Source organism: Flavobacterium ardleyense (assembly GCF_033547075.1).
In the GTDB taxonomy this organism is placed as follows: Bacteria; Bacteroidota; Bacteroidia; order Flavobacteriales; family Flavobacteriaceae; genus Flavobacterium; species Flavobacterium ardleyense_A.
Window position 1 is genome coordinate 1,289,923 of the sequence record NZ_CP137891.1, and the last position, 20,807, is coordinate 1,310,729.

16 protein-coding genes and 1 tRNA gene are annotated in these 20,807 nt (G+C 36.9%); 6 read left to right on the plus strand and 11 right to left on the minus strand.

Going from position 1 to position 20,807, the window contains the following annotated elements:
* Positions 1 to 15 precede the first annotated feature (15 nt).
* The gene (gene porU, locus SBO79_RS05530; protein WP_318642719.1) at positions 16 to 3,849 is read right to left on the minus strand and encodes a type IX secretion system sortase PorU; all 3,834 of its coding nucleotides are present in this window, start codon (positions 3,847 to 3,849) and stop codon (positions 16 to 18) included.
* Between the two features lie 208 nt (positions 3,850 to 4,057).
* On the opposite strand from porU, the gene gldJ reads away from it, so the two are divergent.
* Both gldJ and SBO79_RS05540 read left to right on the plus strand, forming a co-directional pair.
* Positions 4,058 to 5,722: a gliding motility lipoprotein GldJ gene (gene gldJ / locus SBO79_RS05535; RefSeq protein ID WP_318642721.1), complete on the plus strand. Its 1,665-nt coding sequence runs from the start codon at positions 4,058 to 4,060 to the stop codon at positions 5,720 to 5,722.
* A gap of 67 nt (positions 5,723 to 5,789) precedes the next feature.
* A complete protein-coding gene (locus SBO79_RS05540) occupies positions 5,790 to 7,070 on the plus strand; it encodes a UDP-N-acetylmuramoyl-tripeptide--D-alanyl-D-alanine ligase (protein ID WP_318642723.1) in 1,281 nt (426 codons plus the stop codon).
* A 201-nt stretch (positions 7,071 to 7,271) separates the two neighbouring features.
* Here SBO79_RS05540 and SBO79_RS05545 read toward each other — a convergent pair whose 3' ends face one another.
* From SBO79_RS05545 to SBO79_RS05570, 6 genes are all read right to left on the minus strand, one after another.
* On the minus strand, positions 7,272 to 8,390 hold the full coding sequence (locus SBO79_RS05545; RefSeq protein ID WP_318642725.1) for a transporter substrate-binding domain-containing protein: 1,119 nt from the start codon (positions 8,388 to 8,390) through the stop codon (positions 7,272 to 7,274).
* A 915-nt stretch (positions 8,391 to 9,305) separates the two neighbouring features.
* Positions 9,306 to 9,380, minus strand: a tRNA-Val gene (locus tag SBO79_RS05550).
* A 50-nt stretch (positions 9,381 to 9,430) separates the two neighbouring features.
* Positions 9,431 to 10,660 (minus strand): bifunctional folylpolyglutamate synthase/dihydrofolate synthase, encoded by a 1,230-nt coding sequence (locus SBO79_RS05555; protein ID WP_318642727.1) that lies wholly within the window; start codon positions 10,658 to 10,660, stop codon positions 9,431 to 9,433.
* Positions 10,661 to 10,676: 16 nt separating this feature from the next.
* Positions 10,677 to 11,555, minus strand: a complete 879-nt coding sequence (locus SBO79_RS05560) for an energy transducer TonB (RefSeq protein ID WP_318642729.1) — start codon at positions 11,553 to 11,555, stop codon at positions 10,677 to 10,679.
* 244 nt (positions 11,556 to 11,799) lie between these two features.
* On the minus strand, positions 11,800 to 12,609 hold the full coding sequence (locus SBO79_RS05565) for a tetratricopeptide repeat protein (protein WP_318642730.1): 810 nt from the start codon (positions 12,607 to 12,609) through the stop codon (positions 11,800 to 11,802).
* 58 nt (positions 12,610 to 12,667) lie between these two features.
* Positions 12,668 to 13,735 carry an anhydro-N-acetylmuramic acid kinase gene (locus SBO79_RS05570; protein ID WP_318642732.1) on the minus strand — a complete coding sequence of 356 codons (1,068 nt, stop codon included), beginning with the start codon at positions 13,733 to 13,735 and terminating at the stop codon, positions 12,668 to 12,670.
* Between the two features lie 102 nt (positions 13,736 to 13,837).
* Here SBO79_RS05570 and SBO79_RS05575 point away from each other — a divergent pair, with 102 nt between their 5' ends.
* The 4 genes from SBO79_RS05575 (at position 13,838) to SBO79_RS05590 (ending at position 17,791) form a co-directional block, all read left to right on the plus strand.
* Complete coding sequence (locus SBO79_RS05575) at positions 13,838 to 14,980, plus strand: acyl-CoA dehydrogenase (RefSeq protein ID WP_318642735.1); 1,143 nt, start codon at positions 13,838 to 13,840, stop codon at positions 14,978 to 14,980.
* Between the two features lie 246 nt (positions 14,981 to 15,226).
* Positions 15,227 to 15,904, plus strand: coding sequence for an SDR family NAD(P)-dependent oxidoreductase (locus SBO79_RS05580; RefSeq protein WP_318642737.1), 678 nt, complete (start codon positions 15,227 to 15,229; stop codon positions 15,902 to 15,904).
* Positions 15,905 to 15,961: 57 nt separating this feature from the next.
* Positions 15,962 to 16,564 (plus strand): SprT-like domain-containing protein, encoded by a 603-nt coding sequence (locus SBO79_RS05585; RefSeq protein WP_318642739.1) that lies wholly within the window; start codon positions 15,962 to 15,964, stop codon positions 16,562 to 16,564.
* A gap of 171 nt (positions 16,565 to 16,735) precedes the next feature.
* The gene (locus SBO79_RS05590; protein WP_318642741.1) at positions 16,736 to 17,791 is read left to right on the plus strand and encodes a mannose-1-phosphate guanylyltransferase; all 1,056 of its coding nucleotides are present in this window, start codon (positions 16,736 to 16,738) and stop codon (positions 17,789 to 17,791) included.
* Position 17,792: 1 nt separating this feature from the next.
* On the opposite strand, the gene SBO79_RS05595 is transcribed toward SBO79_RS05590, so the two are convergent.
* The 4 genes from SBO79_RS05595 to SBO79_RS05610 form a co-directional block, all read right to left on the minus strand.
* Positions 17,793 to 18,563, minus strand: coding sequence for an ABC transporter ATP-binding protein (locus SBO79_RS05595; RefSeq protein WP_318642743.1), 771 nt, complete (start codon positions 18,561 to 18,563; stop codon positions 17,793 to 17,795).
* Entirely contained in the window at positions 18,560 to 19,306 is a 747-nt protein-coding gene (locus SBO79_RS05600) for an MlaE family ABC transporter permease (protein ID WP_318642745.1), read from the minus strand. The genes SBO79_RS05595 and SBO79_RS05600 overlap by 4 nt, the downstream gene beginning before the upstream one ends.
* 70 nt (positions 19,307 to 19,376) lie before the next feature.
* Entirely contained in the window at positions 19,377 to 20,225 is an 849-nt protein-coding gene (locus tag SBO79_RS05605) for a glycosyltransferase family 2 protein (RefSeq protein WP_318642747.1), read from the minus strand.
* A 48-nt stretch (positions 20,226 to 20,273) separates the two neighbouring features.
* On the minus strand, positions 20,274 to 20,798 hold the full coding sequence (locus SBO79_RS05610) for a class I SAM-dependent methyltransferase (RefSeq protein ID WP_318642748.1): 525 nt from the start codon (positions 20,796 to 20,798) through the stop codon (positions 20,274 to 20,276).
* Positions 20,799 to 20,807: the final 9 nt, after the last annotated feature.

Here is a 20,807-nt window from a genome sequence, read left to right on the forward strand (position 1 = left end):
AAATATAGTATTTTATTAAAGTATTACAAGTTTTTCGTATTTTTCCGTCTGTGTATTGCTTACCAAAGATTTGACCGTGAGCTTGTATACGTAGACACCTTTTCCAATTTTATCACCAAAATCATCACGGCCGTTCCAGGAAATTTCTCGAGACGTAAATCCTTCTGTTGTAACAATTTGATTGGTTGTCCACACTACTTTTCCAGTTACAGTGATAACTTGAACTTGCACCTGAAGTGGCTCAAAAGGACGGTTATGTGTAAACCAAAATTGGGTATAATTGACAAATGGATTTGGATAATTTAACACATTGGTAAGCGTAATTGATTCATCACCGACCACCACAAACTGAAGTTCGGAGGTTACCGGGTTATTATAGACATCCCAACCTTTAAATGTTAATGTATGCAATCCGACGGAAAGATTTCGGAAAGGGAATTTTATTTTTCCTTTTTTGAAATTGTCAAGTTCAGTTTCAAAATAATCATTTAGCACGTAGGGATTACTTTCGTCTCCATCTAGAATAGCGATCAAATCATGACCAATTCCACTCGCGGTATTTATTCCATTTTCATCTTCTAAAAAAGCTAAAAATATTGGAGATGCATTGGTTATTCCTCCAGAAATAAAATTTTGATCATTCATATATAGTTTTACGGTTGGTCCCGTAACATCTACTGCGGCATTGGCATTGATGCCTCCTACTTTAATAATATTGTCGAAACCTGTTTTGTCTTGTGTAACTTGCGTGCTTTTCCCATAAAAACTAATTCGGCCATTTCCTACAGGTACTCTGATATCACGAGGTACAACGAAAGAAAATTCAAAAGCACCATTGTTTATAGTAGCATTTCCTCTAAAAATGGTCTCTCCTAAAACTTTAAAGGGCATTGGGGCAGCATTTCCATCATTATTTAGCGTAAGCCTATCAATCATTTTGTCAAATATATTCACAGAAAGCTCACCATTGTAGGTCGTCATCAAATTATCAAATTGATCTGTAACAATTCCGGTTAATTTTATTGGGGCAAGTGCCTTTAAATCTTCGATATTTCCTGTAACGGACACATCGTTAACCTTTGTAAGTTTGATTTTAGGTTGTGGCAAAGCCAACATCAAAGCTGGATCTCCAATATAGAATACAACATTTGACGATGCGCTAGGATTGCTATTCTTAGCCAATCGTAAGGCTTCTGCAATCGTAGTTTGAGTGGTCGGCCCGAGACCGTAGCCGAAAAGAAATTCAGACAAACGATCGTTAAAAGGCTCGGCGCCGCTTTGATTAATCGAACGAATCGTGGTTAGCATGCTAATTGCGCCCCCACTAGGATTCCAATAAGTGTACTCACCAGCGGTGGGTCTGTATGGATCATCAAATTTCGAAAAATCACAAGTGATAGTTATAAATAAAGGATATTTATATTTATTTTGGAGATTTTGTCCATCGGTTTTTTCCCAAATACGCTCACCGGAAAGCACTTCTGGTCCGCCGTGACCAAGATAGTTAAAGACCAACGCTCCTTTTTCAAAATTATTAAATAACTCCTCTCTTGCTTGTGGGTATCTTTTTCCGCCTGAACCTGTTTCTTGAACGTAAGAATCTAAGAGGATTTTATTTACATTTATAAAAGGCTTCTCATTAAAGATCCGATCGGATAGTTGATTTTGCCGCTGTTGCAAACTTGCATCTGATACTCTATCTGCATCGTCCGCAATTAGTACAATGTTATTTCGCCAACTTCCATAAGATTTAGGATCGTGGTAATCAATAACTTTTTGCACCATATCATCAGCTTGTCTAGGGTCGGCGACGAGCATTCTTCCGATGGCGATATCTAAACCGCCAAAAGAAGATCCGATATTCCCTTCATTTTCATCCATAAGTCCGAAAAAATCATCAGAAGCATACGAAGCCTCACTGGTAGAATAACTATAAAGGGCGTGATAAATCGGCACTATATTAGTATTATTTGGGATTCTGTTTTTGTAATCAAAAGATGCATCTCCAAAAAGATTTACATATTTTACGGCTCTTTGTGGCAGACTCGCGTTGACATATACGTATTTTATAAAGTTTCGGATTGCAGCAATATCTTGTTTGCCTGAGGAAAATTCTTGATAGATGTCTTCTAGCTTTACAACCTTTACATTCAGATTTGAATATTGTCTGTGGAAATTAGCAAGTTTTTCTGCTGACATTGAAAGAAATGCGGGCGTAATAATCAGATAATCGACATCAAGATATTGGCCTTGCGCAGTCTTTAAAATACTTCCCTTTAAATCCTGATTTGATACGTAAGCCTGTGATTCTTTTGATGGCGAATAATAATTAGATGGATCAACTGCAATATACTTACGAAGTTCGCCTAAAACCGCCTTAAAAGAATATGTTCCGGTGGTGCCAGAATTTTGAATATTTCCAACATTATATATATCCGTAATATCCCAAACTTCCGCGATTGAAGTTGCATTGCTTATAGTATATTGTCCAATTCCTGTCTCTAATGCTGATTCATTTACTTGAAAACGAAACTGCTTGCCGTAGCCCGATAAGTTATTGGTAGCTCGAAGGATAATATAATCTAAAAATCCCTTTGAGCCCGGCACACCATTATTATTGTAAGTGAGTTTAATCTTAATATTCTGTGCTGCTGCAAAAGCATTGTTTTTTATAAAAGTATTATCGTAAAGTTCACGGTCGCCGTCGGGGGATAATGCCGATATATTTACAGTGCCAACATTTTGTCCACTTGCTTCTACAGAAAAATTGGTTGGAGTAAAAGCTGCTGCCGCTGCTCTCACGGTAATTCCAACTTGAGATGCTAGATCAATCTGAGGAAATTCAAAAGAAAATTCTTGAACATTCTGAACATTAAATTGCTCTCCAACCCATAATCTCCCTAAACGTACAACATTAATGAGGTCACGCTCATGATATTGATAGCCGTCGTACTTTGTGTAATTTTTGGTTGGGATCGCATTTTCCAGCGGATCTAATAAGCTCATTCTTTTTCCAACGCCACCATTTATGGTAACATAATAATACGATCTATCAGCATAAAGATTGCTGTGAGTTTGACTTTCAGTATTCCAATTATCTACACCCTCCGCATAGAAAATAATATAATCATTGTCATTAAACACTCCGTCACTTTCGCCAATTACCTGAATGGCATTTTCTGCCAAATCCATCGGATAGGGAATTGAATTTGCCAATGGCAGCATTCGACCACCATTTCCATAAATTTTGAGATTTCTAGGATCAGCATTGACATTCATACCTAGTGACCTTAAAAAATCTTTTGATATTTTATAAACTCCCGATTTTTCAACGTAAAAGCGATACCAATCGCCGGATCGTAGCACAGAATTAGAAAGAGCAGCAGGTGCGGAGGTTGTGGACGAAATTTTATTATTTTCAGTAGAAAAATTATAGGTAAAAGATTTCACTCTCTTGTAAACACTTCCTTCTTTAATAATAGGACTAATCGAAATTGTAGTATAATACACATCTCGAGCGCGATTGTTTCGCAAATTTGAAATAAGTTTTGCAGGAATTTCAGCAGGATCTAAATCTCCAATCGAATTAATAGATTCAAAAACGACGTCAGAAATAACCAGAGAAGATGGGTTGGCAACTGAAATTTGTTGAATGGTAACCGAAGCTAAAATGCTTTTCTCTGCAACATTATATCGGAAATATTCAGCTGTAAAGTGCGGAATTTGAACAGTATATGTCTCAAAAGGGTATGTATTAGTAGCGGCCCAAGCAAGCTCAACAGACTTGCTGTTTTGGCCTAGAATCAGGTTTGTAAAAAGTGTAATAAGGAGTAAAAAGATATTTTTCATCAGGATATGAACGTCAGAAGTACAAAATTAGTGCGGCAAATTTCTACAATAAAATGCTAAAATACTTATAATATTTTTGTCATCTTTGCGTTAAGTTATTTTGGGCAAAAATCCGCCCATCAAAATTTAATATATTATTATAGAAAACGGGTTGCAGTTTACTAAGGAATTGTTATATTGCGGCTCGAAAATTTATTACCTACTAAATATGAAAGTAAATAAAATTATGGTTGTTAAGCTGATGCTGTCCCTAGCATTAGTATTTAGTTTTGCTAGCTGTAGCAAAAAATCAAGCTCCAAAAACTCGTCACGAGCAACTGGTTGGAAGATCAACGATAAAAATGGCGGATTCCAATATGCTACTAATTTTAAGAAGCAAGAGGCGGGACCAGGATTAGTTATGGTTGAAGGTGGTACTTTTACTATGGGTAAGGTACAAGATGATGTGATGCATGACTGGAATAACTCTGCAAACCAACAACACGTGCAATCATTTTATTTGGATGAAACCGAAGTTACCAATATGATGTACATGGAGTACCTTGATTGGTTGAAAAGAGTATTTCCTCCAACAGAAGAAAATTACAAAAACATCTACGAAGGAGCTTCACCTGATACATTAGTATGGAGAAACAGACTTGGATACAATGAAACTATGACTAACAACTACCTTAGGCATCCTGCTTATGCGGAATATCCTGTGGTAGGTGTAAATTGGATTCAGGCAGTTGAATTTTGTAAATGGAGAACAGATCGTGTTAATGAAAACATCCTGGAGCAAAACAAATATTTGAAGAAAGATGCTAAACTAGGTGCAACCGCAGAAAGTACTTTCAGTACTGAGACTTACATCAATGCACCATCTAAAACATTTGGTGGAGATGAAGAGTTAGTACTTAAAAAAGGTAGAAAAGGAAGTAAAGCAGATAGTACAAATGTTTATGCTAACCGCTCTTCTGGACTTATTAATCCTGAATATAGACTTCCAACTGAAGCAGAGTGGGAATATGCAGCTGCTGCAGATGTAGGCAACAGAGAGTATAATATGTACAAAGGGCAAAAGAAATACCCTTGGTCAGGAAAATATACTCGTAATAGTAAAAGAAAAGTAATGGGTGACCAACTTGCCAACTTCAAACAAGGTAAGGGAGATTATGGTGGAATCGCTGGATGGTCTGACGATGGTGCAGATATTACAGCTAAAGCTAAATCATATCCGCCAAACGATTTTGGACTGTATGATATGGCTGGTAACGTTGCCGAATGGGTTGCTGACGTTTACCGTCCTATAGTTGATGACGAATACAATGACTTCAACTACTATAGAGGTAACGTTTACATGAAAAACAAAATTGGTGAAGACGGTACTGTAGAAATTGTGACTGCGGATACTCAAGTTTATGATACTTTGGCAAACGGAAAAATCATCGCTAGAAACTATCCTGGGGAAATTGCTCAGATACCAGTTGATGAAAATGAGACATACCTAAGACAAAACTTTAGCAAATCTGATAATAAAGATTACAGAGATGGTGACAAACAATCTACTCGTTACTTTGACTTTGGTGGAGCAGAAGATGCAGATCTAGACAAAGAAGGAAAAAGAATGTATGATTCTCCAAAACATAATATCACGACGGATAGTCTAGGTAATATGGTAAGAAAGTATGATGTCTCAAGTAAGAGAACTACACTTATTGACAACAATGTACGTGTCTATAAAGGTGGATCTTGGAGAGATAGAGCTTACTGGCTAGATCCTGCACAAAGAAGATATTTTCCACAAGATATGGCTACAGACTATATCGGATTTAGATGTGCAATGTCTAGAGTTGGACCAAAATCTGACAAAAAGAAAAGAGCACGTAATTAATTTATAATTCTTTAGTAATAAAAAAAAGCCCTCTAGTAGGGCTTTTTTTCTTTTAATACATTTTCAAATGACAATAAGTGAAATTCATTCAATATTTCTTAGTTGTGACGGTGTTGCAACAGACACAAGGAAAATAACTTCAAATTGCTTTTATGTAGCACTTAAAGGAGAAAATTTTGACGCAAATTCTTTCGCAAAAGAGGCATTGCAAAATGGAGCTGCTTACGCTCTAATTGATAATGAAGATTATTATCTAGACGATCGAACGATACTTACCGAAGATTCGCTTGCTACTTTGCAAGAGCTTGCAAAATATCATAGAAAATTTTTAAATCTGCCAATTATTGCTATTACAGGTAGTAATGGAAAAACGACCACAAAAGAAACTGTTGCCGCTGTGCTGTCAAAAAAATATAAAATTAAAGCAACTGTTGGAAATCTAAATAATCATATTGGAGTTCCACTAACATTGCTTTCTTTTAATGAAGGGACAGAGCTCGGAATTGTAGAAATGGGTGCAAATCACCAAAAGGAAATCGAATTCCTATGCTCTCTAGCAACTCCAGATTTTGGCTACATTACGAATTTTGGTCTAGCTCATTTAGAAGGATTTGGCGGTTATGAAGGAGTAATTAAAGGGAAGAGTGAAATGTATACTTATCTTTCAACATCGAATAAAATGGCTTTTGTAAATTTTGACGATCCCATCCAAAAAGATAAAACATCCCAAATCCAAAGATATAGTTTTTCTGAAAATGACCACAAAGCAGATTTATTATTTTCCGACGTTCAAGCAAAACCATTCGTACAACTAATCGCCAATGGACTCGTAATCCAATCGCAGTTATTAGGTCTTTATAATGCAGAAAATATAAAAGCTGCAATTGCAATTGGAAGTTATTTTGAGGTAAATAGTCGCGACATTAAAGATGCTGTTGAGCACTACGTTCCTACAAATAATCGCTCCCAGATGATTGCTATAAAAGAACATTCTGTAATTCTTGACGCGTACAATGCCAATCCTAGCAGTATGGCGACCGCTCTACAGAATTTTAAGCAACTGGAGGGTGATTCTAAAATAGCAATTTTAGGAGATATGTTTGAACTCGGGAACGAAGGAGAAAAAGAACATAAAAATATTATAGAGTCATTGCTCTCATCTGACATCGAGGTTTATTTTGTAGGAAAACATTTTTTTAAGGAAAGAGTTAAAAATGACACATTCAGATTCTATGAAACATTCGATGAATTTTCTACTGCATTAAGACATCTTTCTATTCAAAAATCCACCATATTAATTAAAGGTTCGCGTGGTATGGCTTTAGAACGCACGCTTGAATTGCTGTAGTTGCTAAATTACAATAGTAAAGCCACTTTTATACATGATGAAAGTGGCTTTTGTAAGTTATATAGAGCTTTCACTTATTAGGATTAGATAATTCAATATAATAGAAATTATAATTTAATTATTTTAGTCTTTCCTGATATCTGATTATTCAAGTTATGTGGTGAAATTAAATATGTTGTAATTAAAGAGGATTTTTAAAATCTATAATTCACTAGGCGTTCCCAAGTAATTTTCTGAAATGGTTTTTAAACTATGATCTTCTTTTAATTTTAATAATTGAATATTTATGGGGAAGACAAGTGGAGAATTTAATGGAAATGCAAAGCCATAACCTTGTTTTAAATATTCTGCAACCGATATAATCATTTCTTTATCTGGATTCTGTTCCAAGTAATACCTCATCTGTGGCCTATCAAAAACAACCGCGTCTACCTTTTTACTTTTAAGCAGTTCATACCCTTCTTTGAGGTTTGTAATGGTATTAATTCGGCCATTATTTTCCAAGACGAAATCTGCTGAAGGCGAATCTTTTAATACGGCGATCTTTTTATTGACAAACTGCTCAGCACTTGAAACCTGCACTGTTCCGAGACCTGAAAGCGTCAAAGTGCTTGCGATACCTGCAATCATTGAGGTGGCAAAAATAAACGATATAATCATCCAGGTGCCTGCAATAATTCTACCCGCTAATGTCACCGGTGCAATATCTCCATAACCAGTTGTAGACATTGTGACAATTGCGCACCACATTCCATTGGCTATTCCGCGTGGAGCATCGTGTGGGAACTGCTCTGGAGAAACTTTTCGTTCCGATAACCACAGAAGTGTTCCTACAATTGCAAGTATGAATAGGAAGACAAATAGCGCGTACAATAAACTCATTGTAAAAAAAGGAGCTATCCTATCAATAATGCTGGGGTCATCCACTCTGGATAGTATAGATAAACTTGCTTGGTAATAAGGTTGGGTGAACTCCACTTTTTCTGCTCTGGTAGAGGTAATACTGGCAGGTCCAATAACAGCATCAATTTCTCCTATCGAAAGAGCTCTGATAGCTTCAGATACACTATTAAAGGGTTTGATTTCGTAATTAATTTTTTCGGCATTGGCCACATTTTCCCAAATTTCTACTGAAATTCCTTTCCATGTTTGTCCTTGACGAATTACAAATGGTTCCGTTCCCGCGTAGCCTACTTTTAATTTTGCGGAAGAGACACTATCTTTAGTAAGTTGTAAATTTGTACCTGAGTAGCTGTGATTGATAAAAACTAAAGCAAAAAACAGTGTGTAAAGAAAAAGTTGTTTATAATTTAAAAACATAGATTTAAAACTAAATTTAATGATTAGTAATAGAGCGAACGCGCACAGCGAGGAGAAAAATAAGTACAAACCTTCAAATTACAAATAAAGTTAAAAATATCCGTCCCTTTTTTAATGTTTTTAGGATACTTGGGGCAAATCTTTTCACTTTGTTAAACACTTCGCAATATAATCTAACAGAGAAATTTTAAGTTATGAGATATAGTAGGCTGCAAATTGTTAAGAAAATCATGTAATAATTAAACTCAGAACTTGGTTTGGCTCAGATTGCGAATTGTTTTATTACATTTTAAATTCTGACAAAAGCTATGTTTTTGTCTAAATAAAATTAGTAAGATTACCATCTGTGATCTAGTAAAAGAAAAGCTACTATAGGTAATATCGGGATCCATGTCCATTGGTTGTGGATCGTTTTTTTATTTTCCACAAGCTTACAAAAGCTACGCTTTTGACACTCCTGGAAAATTTTGGAGGGATTAGCTTCGGTGATCCTAGAAGATTTTAATGCTACAATAAAAAGCCAAAACTACTCCCTTCGGTCATAGTTCGCTTTTTTATTTCTCACAAGCTTACAAAAGCTACGCTTTAGACACTTCTGGAAAATTTTGAAGGGATTACCTTCGGTGATCTCAGAAGTTCTTAATGCTACAATGAAAAGCCAAAACTACTCCCTTCGGTCATAGTTTGCTTTTTTATTTTCCACAAGCTTACAAAAGCTACGCTTTTGACAATTGTGGAAAATTTGGGAGGGATTACCTGCGGTGATCCTAGAAGGTCTTAATGCTACAATGAAAAGCCAAAACTACTCCCTTCGGTCATAGTTCGCTTTTTTATTTTCCACAAGCTTACAAAAGCTACGCTTTTGACACTTCTGGAAAATAAAAAAGCAGAAACTTTCGTTTCTGCTTTTTTTTGTGGGCGATGAGGGATTCGAACCCCCGACCCTCTGGGTGTAAACCAGATGCTCTGAACCAACTGAGCTAATCGCCCTGATTGCGAGTGCAAATATAAGCCTCTTTTTGTATTGCACAATAGTTTTTCTAAAAAATATTTAAAATTTCTGCAACCACAAATGTGCTACCACCAGCATAGATTAAATCTGTCGGCAATGCTTGTGATGCTGCGGCTTTGTAAGCATCTGAAACTGAACTAAAAGAATTTCCAACAAGAGAGAATTCAGCAGCTTTTTGAGCTAAAATCAAAACATCAAGACCGCGAGAAATATTTGGAGAACAAAAATAATATTTAGCATTTGTAGGAAATAAGCTTAGTATTTCTTCTAAATCTTTATCGTTGACGAGTCCCAAAACGATATGAAGATTGTCAAAGGTTGATTCTTGTAATTGCTGTAACACAATTGTCAATCCGTGCTTGTTGTGAGCGGTATCGCAAATTACTGTTGGATTCTGTTGTAGCACTTGCCATCTTCCCAAAAGTCCAGTGTTTCGTACCACAGATAACATTCCAAGTTTGCAGGCTTCATCACTAATTTTAAGTTGTCCACCATGATTAATTACGGCGACTGTCTGCTTGACGGTTTTCATATTCGCTTTCTGATAAGCACCTTTTAAATCGGATTCCAATGCGGCGTTTTGTAAATCGGAAGCAAAGTATATAGGAGCATTTCTCTTCTTTGCAATTTCTTCAAAAACGGTTTTTGTCTCAGAAGTATATTCGCCAATTACCACAGGAATATCTTGTTTAATAATTCCTGCTTTCTCTCCAGCAATCTTTCCGAGAGTGTCTCCAAGAAACTGAACGTGATCTAATCCTATATTGGTTATAACCGAGACAATAGGAGTGATGATATTAGTAGAATCCAATCTGCCACCCATTCCTGTTTCCATAACTACAATGTCAACTTTCTCTGCTTTAAAATACTGCAAAGCCAAGCCTGTAGTCATTTCAAAGAAACTTAGATTATTGTGTTCGAAGAATTCTTTATTTGTAGCTATAAATTCAATTACGTACTCTTCGCTGATTTCTTTGCCATCGATTTTTATGCGTTCTCGGAAGTCTTTGAGGTGTGGCGAAGTAAAGAGTCCAACTTTATAATCTGCCTCCATTAAAATAGAAGTGAGGGTATGAGCTGTAGATCCTTTGCCATTTGTACCAGCAATATGGATGAATTTGAGATTTTTTTCTGGATTTCGCAAATGCTCCGCCAACAATAGTGTGTTGGTCAAATCTTTTCGGTAGGCAGTTTTGCCTTGCTGCTGATACATAGGAAGTTTTTCAAACATCCATTCGGCCGTTTCCTTGTAAGTCATTCGATGTATATGAAGTTTAATCTGTCAGTTTAAAGTTGTAAACAATTTTCCCAACTTGAGTCGCGGGCGCATTTGCGTCAGCTTGCCATCTTGTGTTCATAGCGGCAATTTTTGCCTGATCAAGTAAACACCTAGCAGCATTTGTAGTTCCACGAGCTCCAGCATTTGCGCTGACAACTTTTCCTGTTTTATCCACGGATATCTCTACAACCACTTTTCCTTGCTCATTACAAATGTAATTTGGTTGTGGCTTTGTTAAGGCTTTTCTGTTTCCTAAAAGATAATCGCCATTTCCATTTCCACGTCCGGCTCCAGAGCCTGATCCGTAACCGCTTCCAGTTCCGATTCCTTGTCCTGAACCGTTTCCGCCACCGCTACCTGTACCAGAACCGCCGCCGCCTTCGTAACCAGTTGCGCCTGTTGTACCAGATGCTTTTCCTTTATTTCCTGCTCTATTGTCATTTCCATCGCCCCCTTTGTCCGAACCATTTAATAAATCATTTAATGCATCAGTTGCTGATTTTGATGGTTTTGGTTTTGCCGGAACTGGAGTTGCAACCGCAGCTTTTGGGGCTTTTTCAACTTTCTTAACTGCCGCAATTGCTGGAGCTTCGATATTATCAGTAGTTAAAATTTCGTTTTCCGAACTTACCGGAGTTTGAGTAGGTTTTGGTGCAGCGCTCACTTTTTCGACATTGGTAAAATTATCGCCTTGCCCAAAATCACTATCGCCAAAATTTACCGCAATATCACCGCCACCACCGCCTCCTTCAAGATCGCTGATAGAAATTTCATTGGTAAACTTTAGGAGAAACAACAAAAGGATGATTACCACAAAGCTGATGGTGGTGTATAAAAACGATTTCTGTTCCTGTTCGGTTTGTAGTATTTTCATACAGATAATATTGAAAAATTTCTGATTTATAGTTCTAATAACAGATAACGTAGATTCTGCTATATAATTGCTGATTTAATATAAGCAAATAAAGTGAATATTTGCCGATTATCCGAGATCTGAGATGTTTTAATCAATTGTTAGACCATTTTCGCTTCAAAATTTCGGAAATTTCTGCGAGTATAGATTCTGCATTGCTTTTAAATCGAGAGAGTGCTAATCCATTTGAGAAGCGACAAATTTTTTAAAAAACCAACAAACTTGCAGTTGCCGCCGAAATGCTGCTTTTGTCTTCTATTTTATCATAGATTTTTTTGGCTTTCTGCATCATTTTTGGGTCTCTTCGAATTTCAGAAACTTTAAGCAAACAGAGCGCATAATGAATTTTAAATTGCTCATCTCTTTTATGCGTATCATAAGACCTCTCAAGATGCACTAATCCTTCTTCGTATTGTTTGTCTTGTGCGAGTAAAATCCCTCTTAAATACACTACTTCAGATCGTACCTCAAGATTTTTCTTTTTATATTTCTCCACTGATATATCAAGGTTTTCTAGACCTATTTTTGGTTCACCAAACATAGCCGAAGTAAGTGCAAGACCGTAGTAACCTTCTGGATCTTCAGGAAAATATTGTTTGATCTCGTTGTACTTTTTTCGCGCAAGCGTAATACTTTTCTCTGTACCAAACTTTATGAATTCAGAAGCTAAATTTATTTTGAACTCCACCGATCGGTTATTGGCCAAACTATCAGCCATTAGATAAAACGAAATTGCTTTCTGATCGCCTAGCAGACTCATTGTATAGCCAGTAAAAAATAGCGCGTCGCAAAAAGTAGTGTCTTTTTGATATGCTTCAAAAAAAACTTCGGCAGTAAGTTTTAGATACTTTTTGTCTAAAGTTTTATTTAGATACAAAATTTCGATTCCACCATCAAATGATTTCATCGCCTCAGGATTTTCAGATTTGCAATACAATCTTTTTCCTTCCATATAATTTTGCGAAAAAGTGAGGTTTGCAGCGAGGAAAAATAATAACGTTAGTATTTTGCTCATCGTTCAGATAGATTTATTCGAAAATATAAGTAGCTTAATTTTTAATGGTAACTTCAATCTATTCAAACACATTCCCCGAACTATGATCTCTGCTCGCGCCAGTGACACTTGACAAAACATTGATTTCTCCTCTCAGCTTCAAAAGACCCAAAAACGCAAAAATCAATGCCTCTTTATATTCGATAATCTTCGGTTCGGGAATAATGATGTGACTATTCGGCGAAAGCCATTTTAATCTTTCAATCAGAAAATCATTGTAAACACCGCCACCAGTTATCAAAATCGAATGCTTTTTTTCGGGCAAAACTGCAGCAATTTGAAAAGCAATATGTTCTACAAACGTGCGCATTTTATATTCGGTAGCAATAGAGTAGGAGTTTATCAAGGGTAATAGAGTATCTCGGACATCTTCCATTCCTAGCGATTTCGGAAAAGCTTTTTTGTAATATTCTAAATCGTTAAGTTCGGCTAGAAGTTCCGAGTCAATCTCTCCAGTTTTGGAAATATTTCCGCAATCGTCATAATCAAATCCTAATTGATTCGAATAGAAATTTAGAACTGTGTTCACCGCTGAGATATCAAAGGCAATTCTTTTAGCATCTTTATTAAAGGAAATATTCGAAAATCCACCAAGATTCAAGCAGTAGTCGTACTCACCAAATAACAATTCATCTCCAATTGGCACAAGTGGGGCGCCCTGACCGCCAAGCATCACATCTTGAATGCGAAAATCGCAAACCACTTTTTGGTGGCAAAGTTTGCTCAACTGCGGTAAATTTCCAATCTGCAAAGTCAAACCTTCGGCAGGCCGATGCAAAATCGTATGTCCGTGCGAAGAAACTGCGGTAATATTTTCAAGATTATTCTTGTTTATAAACTCACAAATCACATCCGCCAACAATTTGGTAAACTCAATATTTAACTTTTGCAATTCCGCTTGACCGAAATTCACTGCTGTCTTCAAAATCTCCTGCCAATCTTTAGAATAAGAGATTGTTTCGCATTCTTTTATCTCAAAATTCCACTTTTCGGCCTCTAGCCAAAACTCAATTAAGGCCAAGTCAATGCCGTCAAGCGAAGTTCCGGACATTACACCTATAATATTGTAGCGCTTTTTATTATACATAGAGCAAAAATACAACCGAATCAGATCTATATTAGTTTTTTAGAAGTATATTTGTGCGCAAAAATAGTTTTTTAATTAACACATAATTTATTTCCCTTAGATATGGATTTCAACTATACCGAAGAACAATTAATGATTCAGAAAGCCGCTAGAGATTTTGCTCAAAGTGAACTTTTGCCAGGAGTTATTGAAAGAGATGAGACAGAAACATTTCCTACAGAGCAAATAAAGCAAATGGGAGAATTAGGTTTCTTAGGAATGATGGTTGATCCAAAATACGGTGGGAGCGGTCTTGATACTGTTTCTTACGTATTGGCAATGGAAGAAATTTCTAAGGTCGATGCTTCGGCTTCTGTGGTTATGTCAGTAAACAATTCGCTTGTATGCTGGGGTATTCAGACTTATGGTAGCGAAGAGCAGAAAGAAAAATACCTTCCAAGGCTTGCTTCTGGGGAGATTATTGGTGCATTCTGTCTTTCTGAGCCAGAAGCGGGAAGTGATGCAACATCGCAAAAAACAACTGCAATAGACAAAGGCGATCATTACCTTGTAAATGGGACGAAAAACTGGATTACTAATGGTAAAACAGCGTCAGTTTATATCGTTATTGCACAGACCGATGTAGAAAAAAGACATAAAGGTATCAATGCTTTAATTATAGAAAGAGGTGCCGAAGGTTTCGAAATCGGCCCTAAAGAGCGCAAAATGGGTATTAGAGGTAGCGACACGCATTCTCTAATGTTCAATGACGTAAAAGTTCCTAAAGAAAACAGAATTGGTGAAGATGGATTTGGTTTCAAATTCGCAATGAAAGTCCTTTCAGGAGGTCGAATCGGTATCGCGGCTCAAGCGTTGGGTATCGCATCTGGTGCTTACGAATTGGCTCTAAAATATTCTAAAGAGAGAAAATCTTTCGGTACAGAAATTTCAAATCACCAAGCTATTGCTTTCAAATTGGCGGATATGGCAGTGAATATCGAGGCTGCACGTCACCTTTGTATGAAGGCTGCTTGGGACAAAGACAACGGAAATAACTACGATGTAAGTGGAGCGATGGCAAAATTATTTGCTTCCCAAACTGCGATGGATACAGCAATCGAAGCAGTTCAAATTCACGGTGGTAATGGTTATGTTCGAGAATACCACGTAGAGAGAATGATGCGCGATGCAAAAATCACTCAAATTTACGAAGGTACTTCAGAGATTCAGAAAATCGTAATTTCAAGAAGCGTTATTAACGGATAGTCAGAAAACGTTTTAAATATATTAAGTCCCGCAGCAGCAATGTTTCGGGATTTTTTTTTTGGAGCAATTTGCTTCGCCAGTTCGCGTCGCTCGTGTCCGGCATTCCACTTTTCTTGCCTGCGGGATTGCTGTTGCATTCCGGGCTAGGGGAGTTCGTAAACATTCACCATCTTCCAAAAAAACACAATCCCTCAAATTTCCGCATCTCCACCACTTTCTCTATATTTGTAATTCTAAAAAATACAGATGAAAAATATTATTATTACCGGTGCAGGAAGAGGAATTGGTCACGAAGTAGCAATGCAACTTGCGGCGGCTGGACATCAAGTACTGGCAATATCTAGAAATATACCCCAAGACCTTATCAGTGCAGAAAATATTACCTGTCTTTCTGTAGATATCACTCAGGAATCTGATTTAAAAAGAGTTTCTGACTTTATTTCAACAGCTTGGAAGCAAGTGGATGCGGTAATTCATAATGCGGGTGCATTGATTCTAAAACCTTTTGCTGAAACTAGCGTTCAGGAATTTACAGATATTTATAAAGTGAATGTATTTGGAGTAGTAGCATTGACCAAAGTAGTTTTGCCATTTCTGGTAAAAGGAAGTCACGTTGTAAGCATTAGCAGTATGGGCGGAATTCAAGGAAGCGTTAAGTTTGCTGGACTTTCGGCTTACAGCTCCAGTAAAGGAGCGCTGATTACACTATCCGAATTATTGGCCGAAGAATATCGCGAACAAGGAATTGCCTTTAATGTTTTGGCATTAGGTTCGGTTCAAACAGAAATGTTGGCAAAAGCTTTCCCAGGATTTGAAGCGCCCCTAAGTGCTTCGAAAATGGCGGAGTATATTTCGAATTTTACCTTGACTGGAAATGAATTCTACAACGGGAAAGTTTTGGAAGTATCTTCTACAACGCCGTAATTCGTCCAGCATATATTTCGCGAAAGTGTACCATCTCAGAATAAAAATATAATTTTAGTGCACGATATTCTTCTCAAATATATTCCCGAACACGCCGTAAAACCGGTGAGCGAGCTGATCGTTACGCACGGCGTTCATCTTAAAATTGTGAATGAACGTGCTACTCGTCATGGGGATTATCGGAATTTTAATGGTAAACACGAAATTACAGTCAACGGAAGCCTTAATAAATACCGCTTTCTGATTACGTTAATTCATGAGATTGCACATCTTGTTGCCGGGGTAAAATATGGTCGAGGAATAAAGCCGCACGGACAGGAGTGGAAATTTACCTTTCAGCAATTGATGCTACCATATATAAGGCCTGAAATTTTTCCGAATCAACTCTTAGGACTCCTCGCAAGGCATTTCAAAAATCCTACGGCAAGTAGCGATACCGATGCGACATTGTCGTTGGCATTAAAACAATTTGATGTTCAGAAAGAGGATCATCATTATATTTTTCAATTGCCTTATGGAACATTTTTTAGAGTAAAAGGACGTATTTTCGTGAAGGGAGCACAGCGTACCAAAAGGTTTGAATGCAAAGAGACCGCAACTGGCAAAATGTATCTTTTTAATCCAAATGCCGAGGTCGAAATTCTTGCTGGCAAAGTTTAAAATGCTATCTTAGAGTCCTCTCCCCCCGGCCCTCCGAAGGAGCGGGAGGAGAAACCAAAATTTTGGCATCATCTTAAAAACAGGTGAAATTTTCTGCTCTTTTTGTCTTGGAATAGTGAAGCTTGGTGAAGTGTCGGGAGGGTTGGTTTAAGAATAATTAAATAGAGTTTTATGAATCAGAATTATTATGCAATTTTAATGGCGGGTGGAGTAGGATCACGATTCTGGCCGGTAAGTACAGAGACTTTTCCTAAGCAATTTCACGATATGCTGGGATCTGGTGAAACACTTATTCAGAAAACTTTTTCGAGATTAAGTAAAATTATTCCTGCTGAAAATATCCTTATTTTAACTAATGAGCGCTATAAAGATCTTGTTTTAGAGCAACTGCCCCAAGCAACAGAAGAGCAAGTCTTGTTGGAGCCGGCAATGAGAAATACCGCTCCGTGTATTTTGTATGCGTCCCTAAAAATTCAGAAACAAAATCCTGATGCTCTTATTGTAGTAGCACCAAGTGATCATTGGATAGAAGACGAGAATGCATTTTTAAGCAATCTTAAGCAGTGTTTTGATTTCTGTAATGAAAATCCAGCTTTGTTAACCTTGGGGATTCAGCCAACCTTTCCGAATACGGGTTATGGCTATATTGAATATGATAAAACAGATGAAACGGCAATTAAGCAAGTGAAACAATTTCGAGAAAAGCCGGACTACGCTACTGCAAAAGTGTTTTTAGAAAAGGGAAATTTCCTTTGGAATGGTGGAATTTTTATTTGGCACGTAACTACAGTTTTGGACGCTTTCGCGAAATTTTCTCCAGTGATGAATCAACTTTTCCGACAAGGATATAACGATTATAACACTTCGGATGAAGCTAAATGGATTGAAGATAATTATGCCAAAGCCGAAAATATTTCTATTGACTATGCGGTAATGGAGCAGGCAGAAAATGTTTATGTACTGCCCGCAACTTTTGATTGGAATGACTTAGGAACTTGGGGGTCATTGCACGAGAAACTTCCAAAAGACGAGAACAATAATGCTGTTGTAAACGCAAAAGTATTTCTAGAAAACGCTACGAACAATATTATCCGCACCGATTCTGATAAACTTATTGTAGTGGATGGTTTGAATGATTATATAATTGTAGACAGAGAAGGAGTATTGTTAATCTATCCAAAATCTAAAGAGCAGGATATTAAAAAATTAATTCAACTTCTACCTTAAATTAGACTAAATCATCTTTAATATAGACTTCACGCACTTTTTTGAATAAATCAGATGAGTACACAAAATCTACAATTGCCTCATTATCCGTTTTAAAAACTTCTTTTTTAGTTCCTTCCCACGCGACCAATCCGTCTTTCAGAAATACAATTTTGTCTCCAATCTCCATCACCGAGTTCATGTCGTGGGTATTGATTACGGTTGTAATGTCGTATTCTTCGGTAATCTCTCTTAAAAGGTTGTCAATTAAAATTGCCGTTTTTGGATCTAGTCCAGAGTTGGGCTCATCGCAAAAAAGGTATTTCGGTTGATTCACAATCGCTCTGGCAATCGCTACACGTTTCTGCATCCCACCAGATATTTGAGAAGGAAGTCGGTCATGAGCGTCGTTCAGATTCACCCTATTTAAAACAAAGTCGACCCTCTCTTTGGTTTGTGCTTTGGTGTTTTTGGTAAACATTTTTAACGGAAAAGCTACATTTTCGCGCACGGTCATCGAATCAAACAGAGCGCTTCCTTGGAAAACCATTCCAATTTCGGTACGTATTTCTCGCTTTTCTGCTTCGGTTAAATTAGAATATATCCGACCATTGTACGAAATTGTACCTTTGGTAGGAGCGTGCAATCCTAATAATGTTTTAAGAAATACAGTCTTACCTGACCCGCTCTGTCCAATGATTAGATTGGTTTTTCCTGGCTCGAAAGACGTTGTAATTCCTTTTAAGACATGATTGTCGCCAAAGGTTTTTTCTAAATTTTTTACTTCTATCATGATAAGAGCAATTGAGTTAAAATATAATTGAATAAAATGATACTTACTGACGTCCACACAAATGCCACTGTACTTGCTTTACCCACCTCAAGTGCGCCACCTTTCATATAATATCCATGAAATGATGGAATTGTAGCAAGTAATAATGCGAAGATAAAAGTTTTGATAAATGCGTAAGCGATATGAAACGGAATAAAGTCCATCTGAAGTCCTGTAACAAAATCGGAACTTGCGGCAAAACCGCCATAAACTGCCGCTAGCCATCCGCCAAGAATTCCCAAAAACATGCTAATTCCAATTACAAAAGGATATAGAAGCAATGCTATTAATTTTGGAAAAACCAGGTAATTTAAAGAATTCACTCCCATTACTTCCAACGCATCAATTTGTTCAGTCACACGCATCGTACCGATACTAGAGGTAATAAATGAACCCATTTTTCCCGCCATAATTATAGAAATAAATGTTGGCGCAAATTCTAAAAGTATTGACTGTCTAGTTGCAAAACCGATAAGAGTTTTTGGAATTAAAGGATTTGTAAGATTTAGTCCTGTCTGAATAGAAACTACACCACCCACGAAAAAGGAAATAAACGCAACAATTCCAAGCGAATCAATAATAAGGTCGTCGATCTCTTTGAATATGAGGCCTCGCATTACCGACCATTTTGTAGGTTTTAGGAAGATTTCCTTCCACATCAGGAAGTACTTTCCTATTTGAGATAAATATCGAACGAGCATCATAGATTTTATAATATAGGCTAAAATACTAAGAAGTTATGAATTGGGGGAGAGCACAATTGTTTTTTAAATGTTAAAACAATTTATTCCTCATTTTCTTCCAGCGTAATTTTCGAATAAAGTCAGCTTCCAACTTATTCACTAACATTTCAGTTTCATTAGCTTTAGCCATTTGATAGCCTTTAACGTAATCAAGAAATAGTTTAGGTTGCTTTTTCTTCATTGCCAATTTTGCAGAAGCGACGAGAGTAATTGCAAAACCATAGCCCAAAGTATAAAAAGATTCACCTTGCTTGTAGCGAGCTTCCTGATTGTAATTCGCTCCAGTTGCCTTCAGATGTTTTACGATAAGACTTTCGTCAGTATGAATTTTCCAGCCGTGATATTGCGCTAAGAGTTCGTCGGCGGTATCCCAACCCATTGCTGTGCGCAATCCGCCAATGTCACGAAAACATTCTTTACGGTACGCTTTAAAGGCGCCGCGAATATGATCTTTGTCGGCGAGACTTTCTAACTCCCAATTTCCGTTCTTTTCAATATAAGCAAAACCGCCAGCCATCCCGATTTTAGGATCGCTTTTAAAAGCTTTTAAAATTTTTTCGAAATAGTTTGTCGGTAAAATTAAATCGGCATCGAGTTTTACAATCACATCATAATTTTCGTCCAATCCACTTAAGCCGAGATTAAATGCTTTGATGACTTTACTTCCAGGTAAATGAGCCGAATCTGATTCTTTGTGAACCATATTGATGTAATCGAATTTTTCGACGTAACTCAGTGCAATTTTTGCTGTACGATCGTTAGAATGATCGTCGACTACCACAACGCTACTTGGCAAAACAGTTTGCGAAGTTAGCGAATCTAGCGTTTTTGCAATATACTTTTCCTCATCATGCGCCGGGATTACAACGTAGTATTTCATATCAGGAATTTACTTTCTTGTTAGTCAAGAATACTTCTAAGCAAGATTTTATTTATTTCGCTCAGCAATTATAATATAATACCGTGGAGTAAATTTTCGAAGAATCGGACGAATTCCAACTTTCTTAACTGGATTTGTGAATTTTTCCCTAGCAGTAATTTTCCAACCAGTTTTTTCTAACAACCAATCTAATTGCCAATCTTCAAATTCATGATAATGCCTATCCCACATATCAGTCTTGCTTCTGTAAGCAGGAGAAAACCAAAGCCGCAAAGGAACTGAAATTATAATTTTATCTGCTTTAACCGCATTTAGTATTGTAAATGGATTTAGCAAATGCTCAAAAATTTCGAAAGCAGTAACTACTGAATAGTGCTCATTGGTGAGAGACGATTGATCAATATCCAAATCTTCTCCAGAAGTATTTTGAACATTAAAACCTTCTACTTTCATGATTTTCGAAAAAGGATTTTCAACTCCTAAATCTAAAATAGTTTCACTTTTTGAAATATGCTTTTGCAAAAAATCCAAAGTTATTTTAAAGCGTCTATTAGGAAAAGTCTTTTCGTACATAAAAGTTAT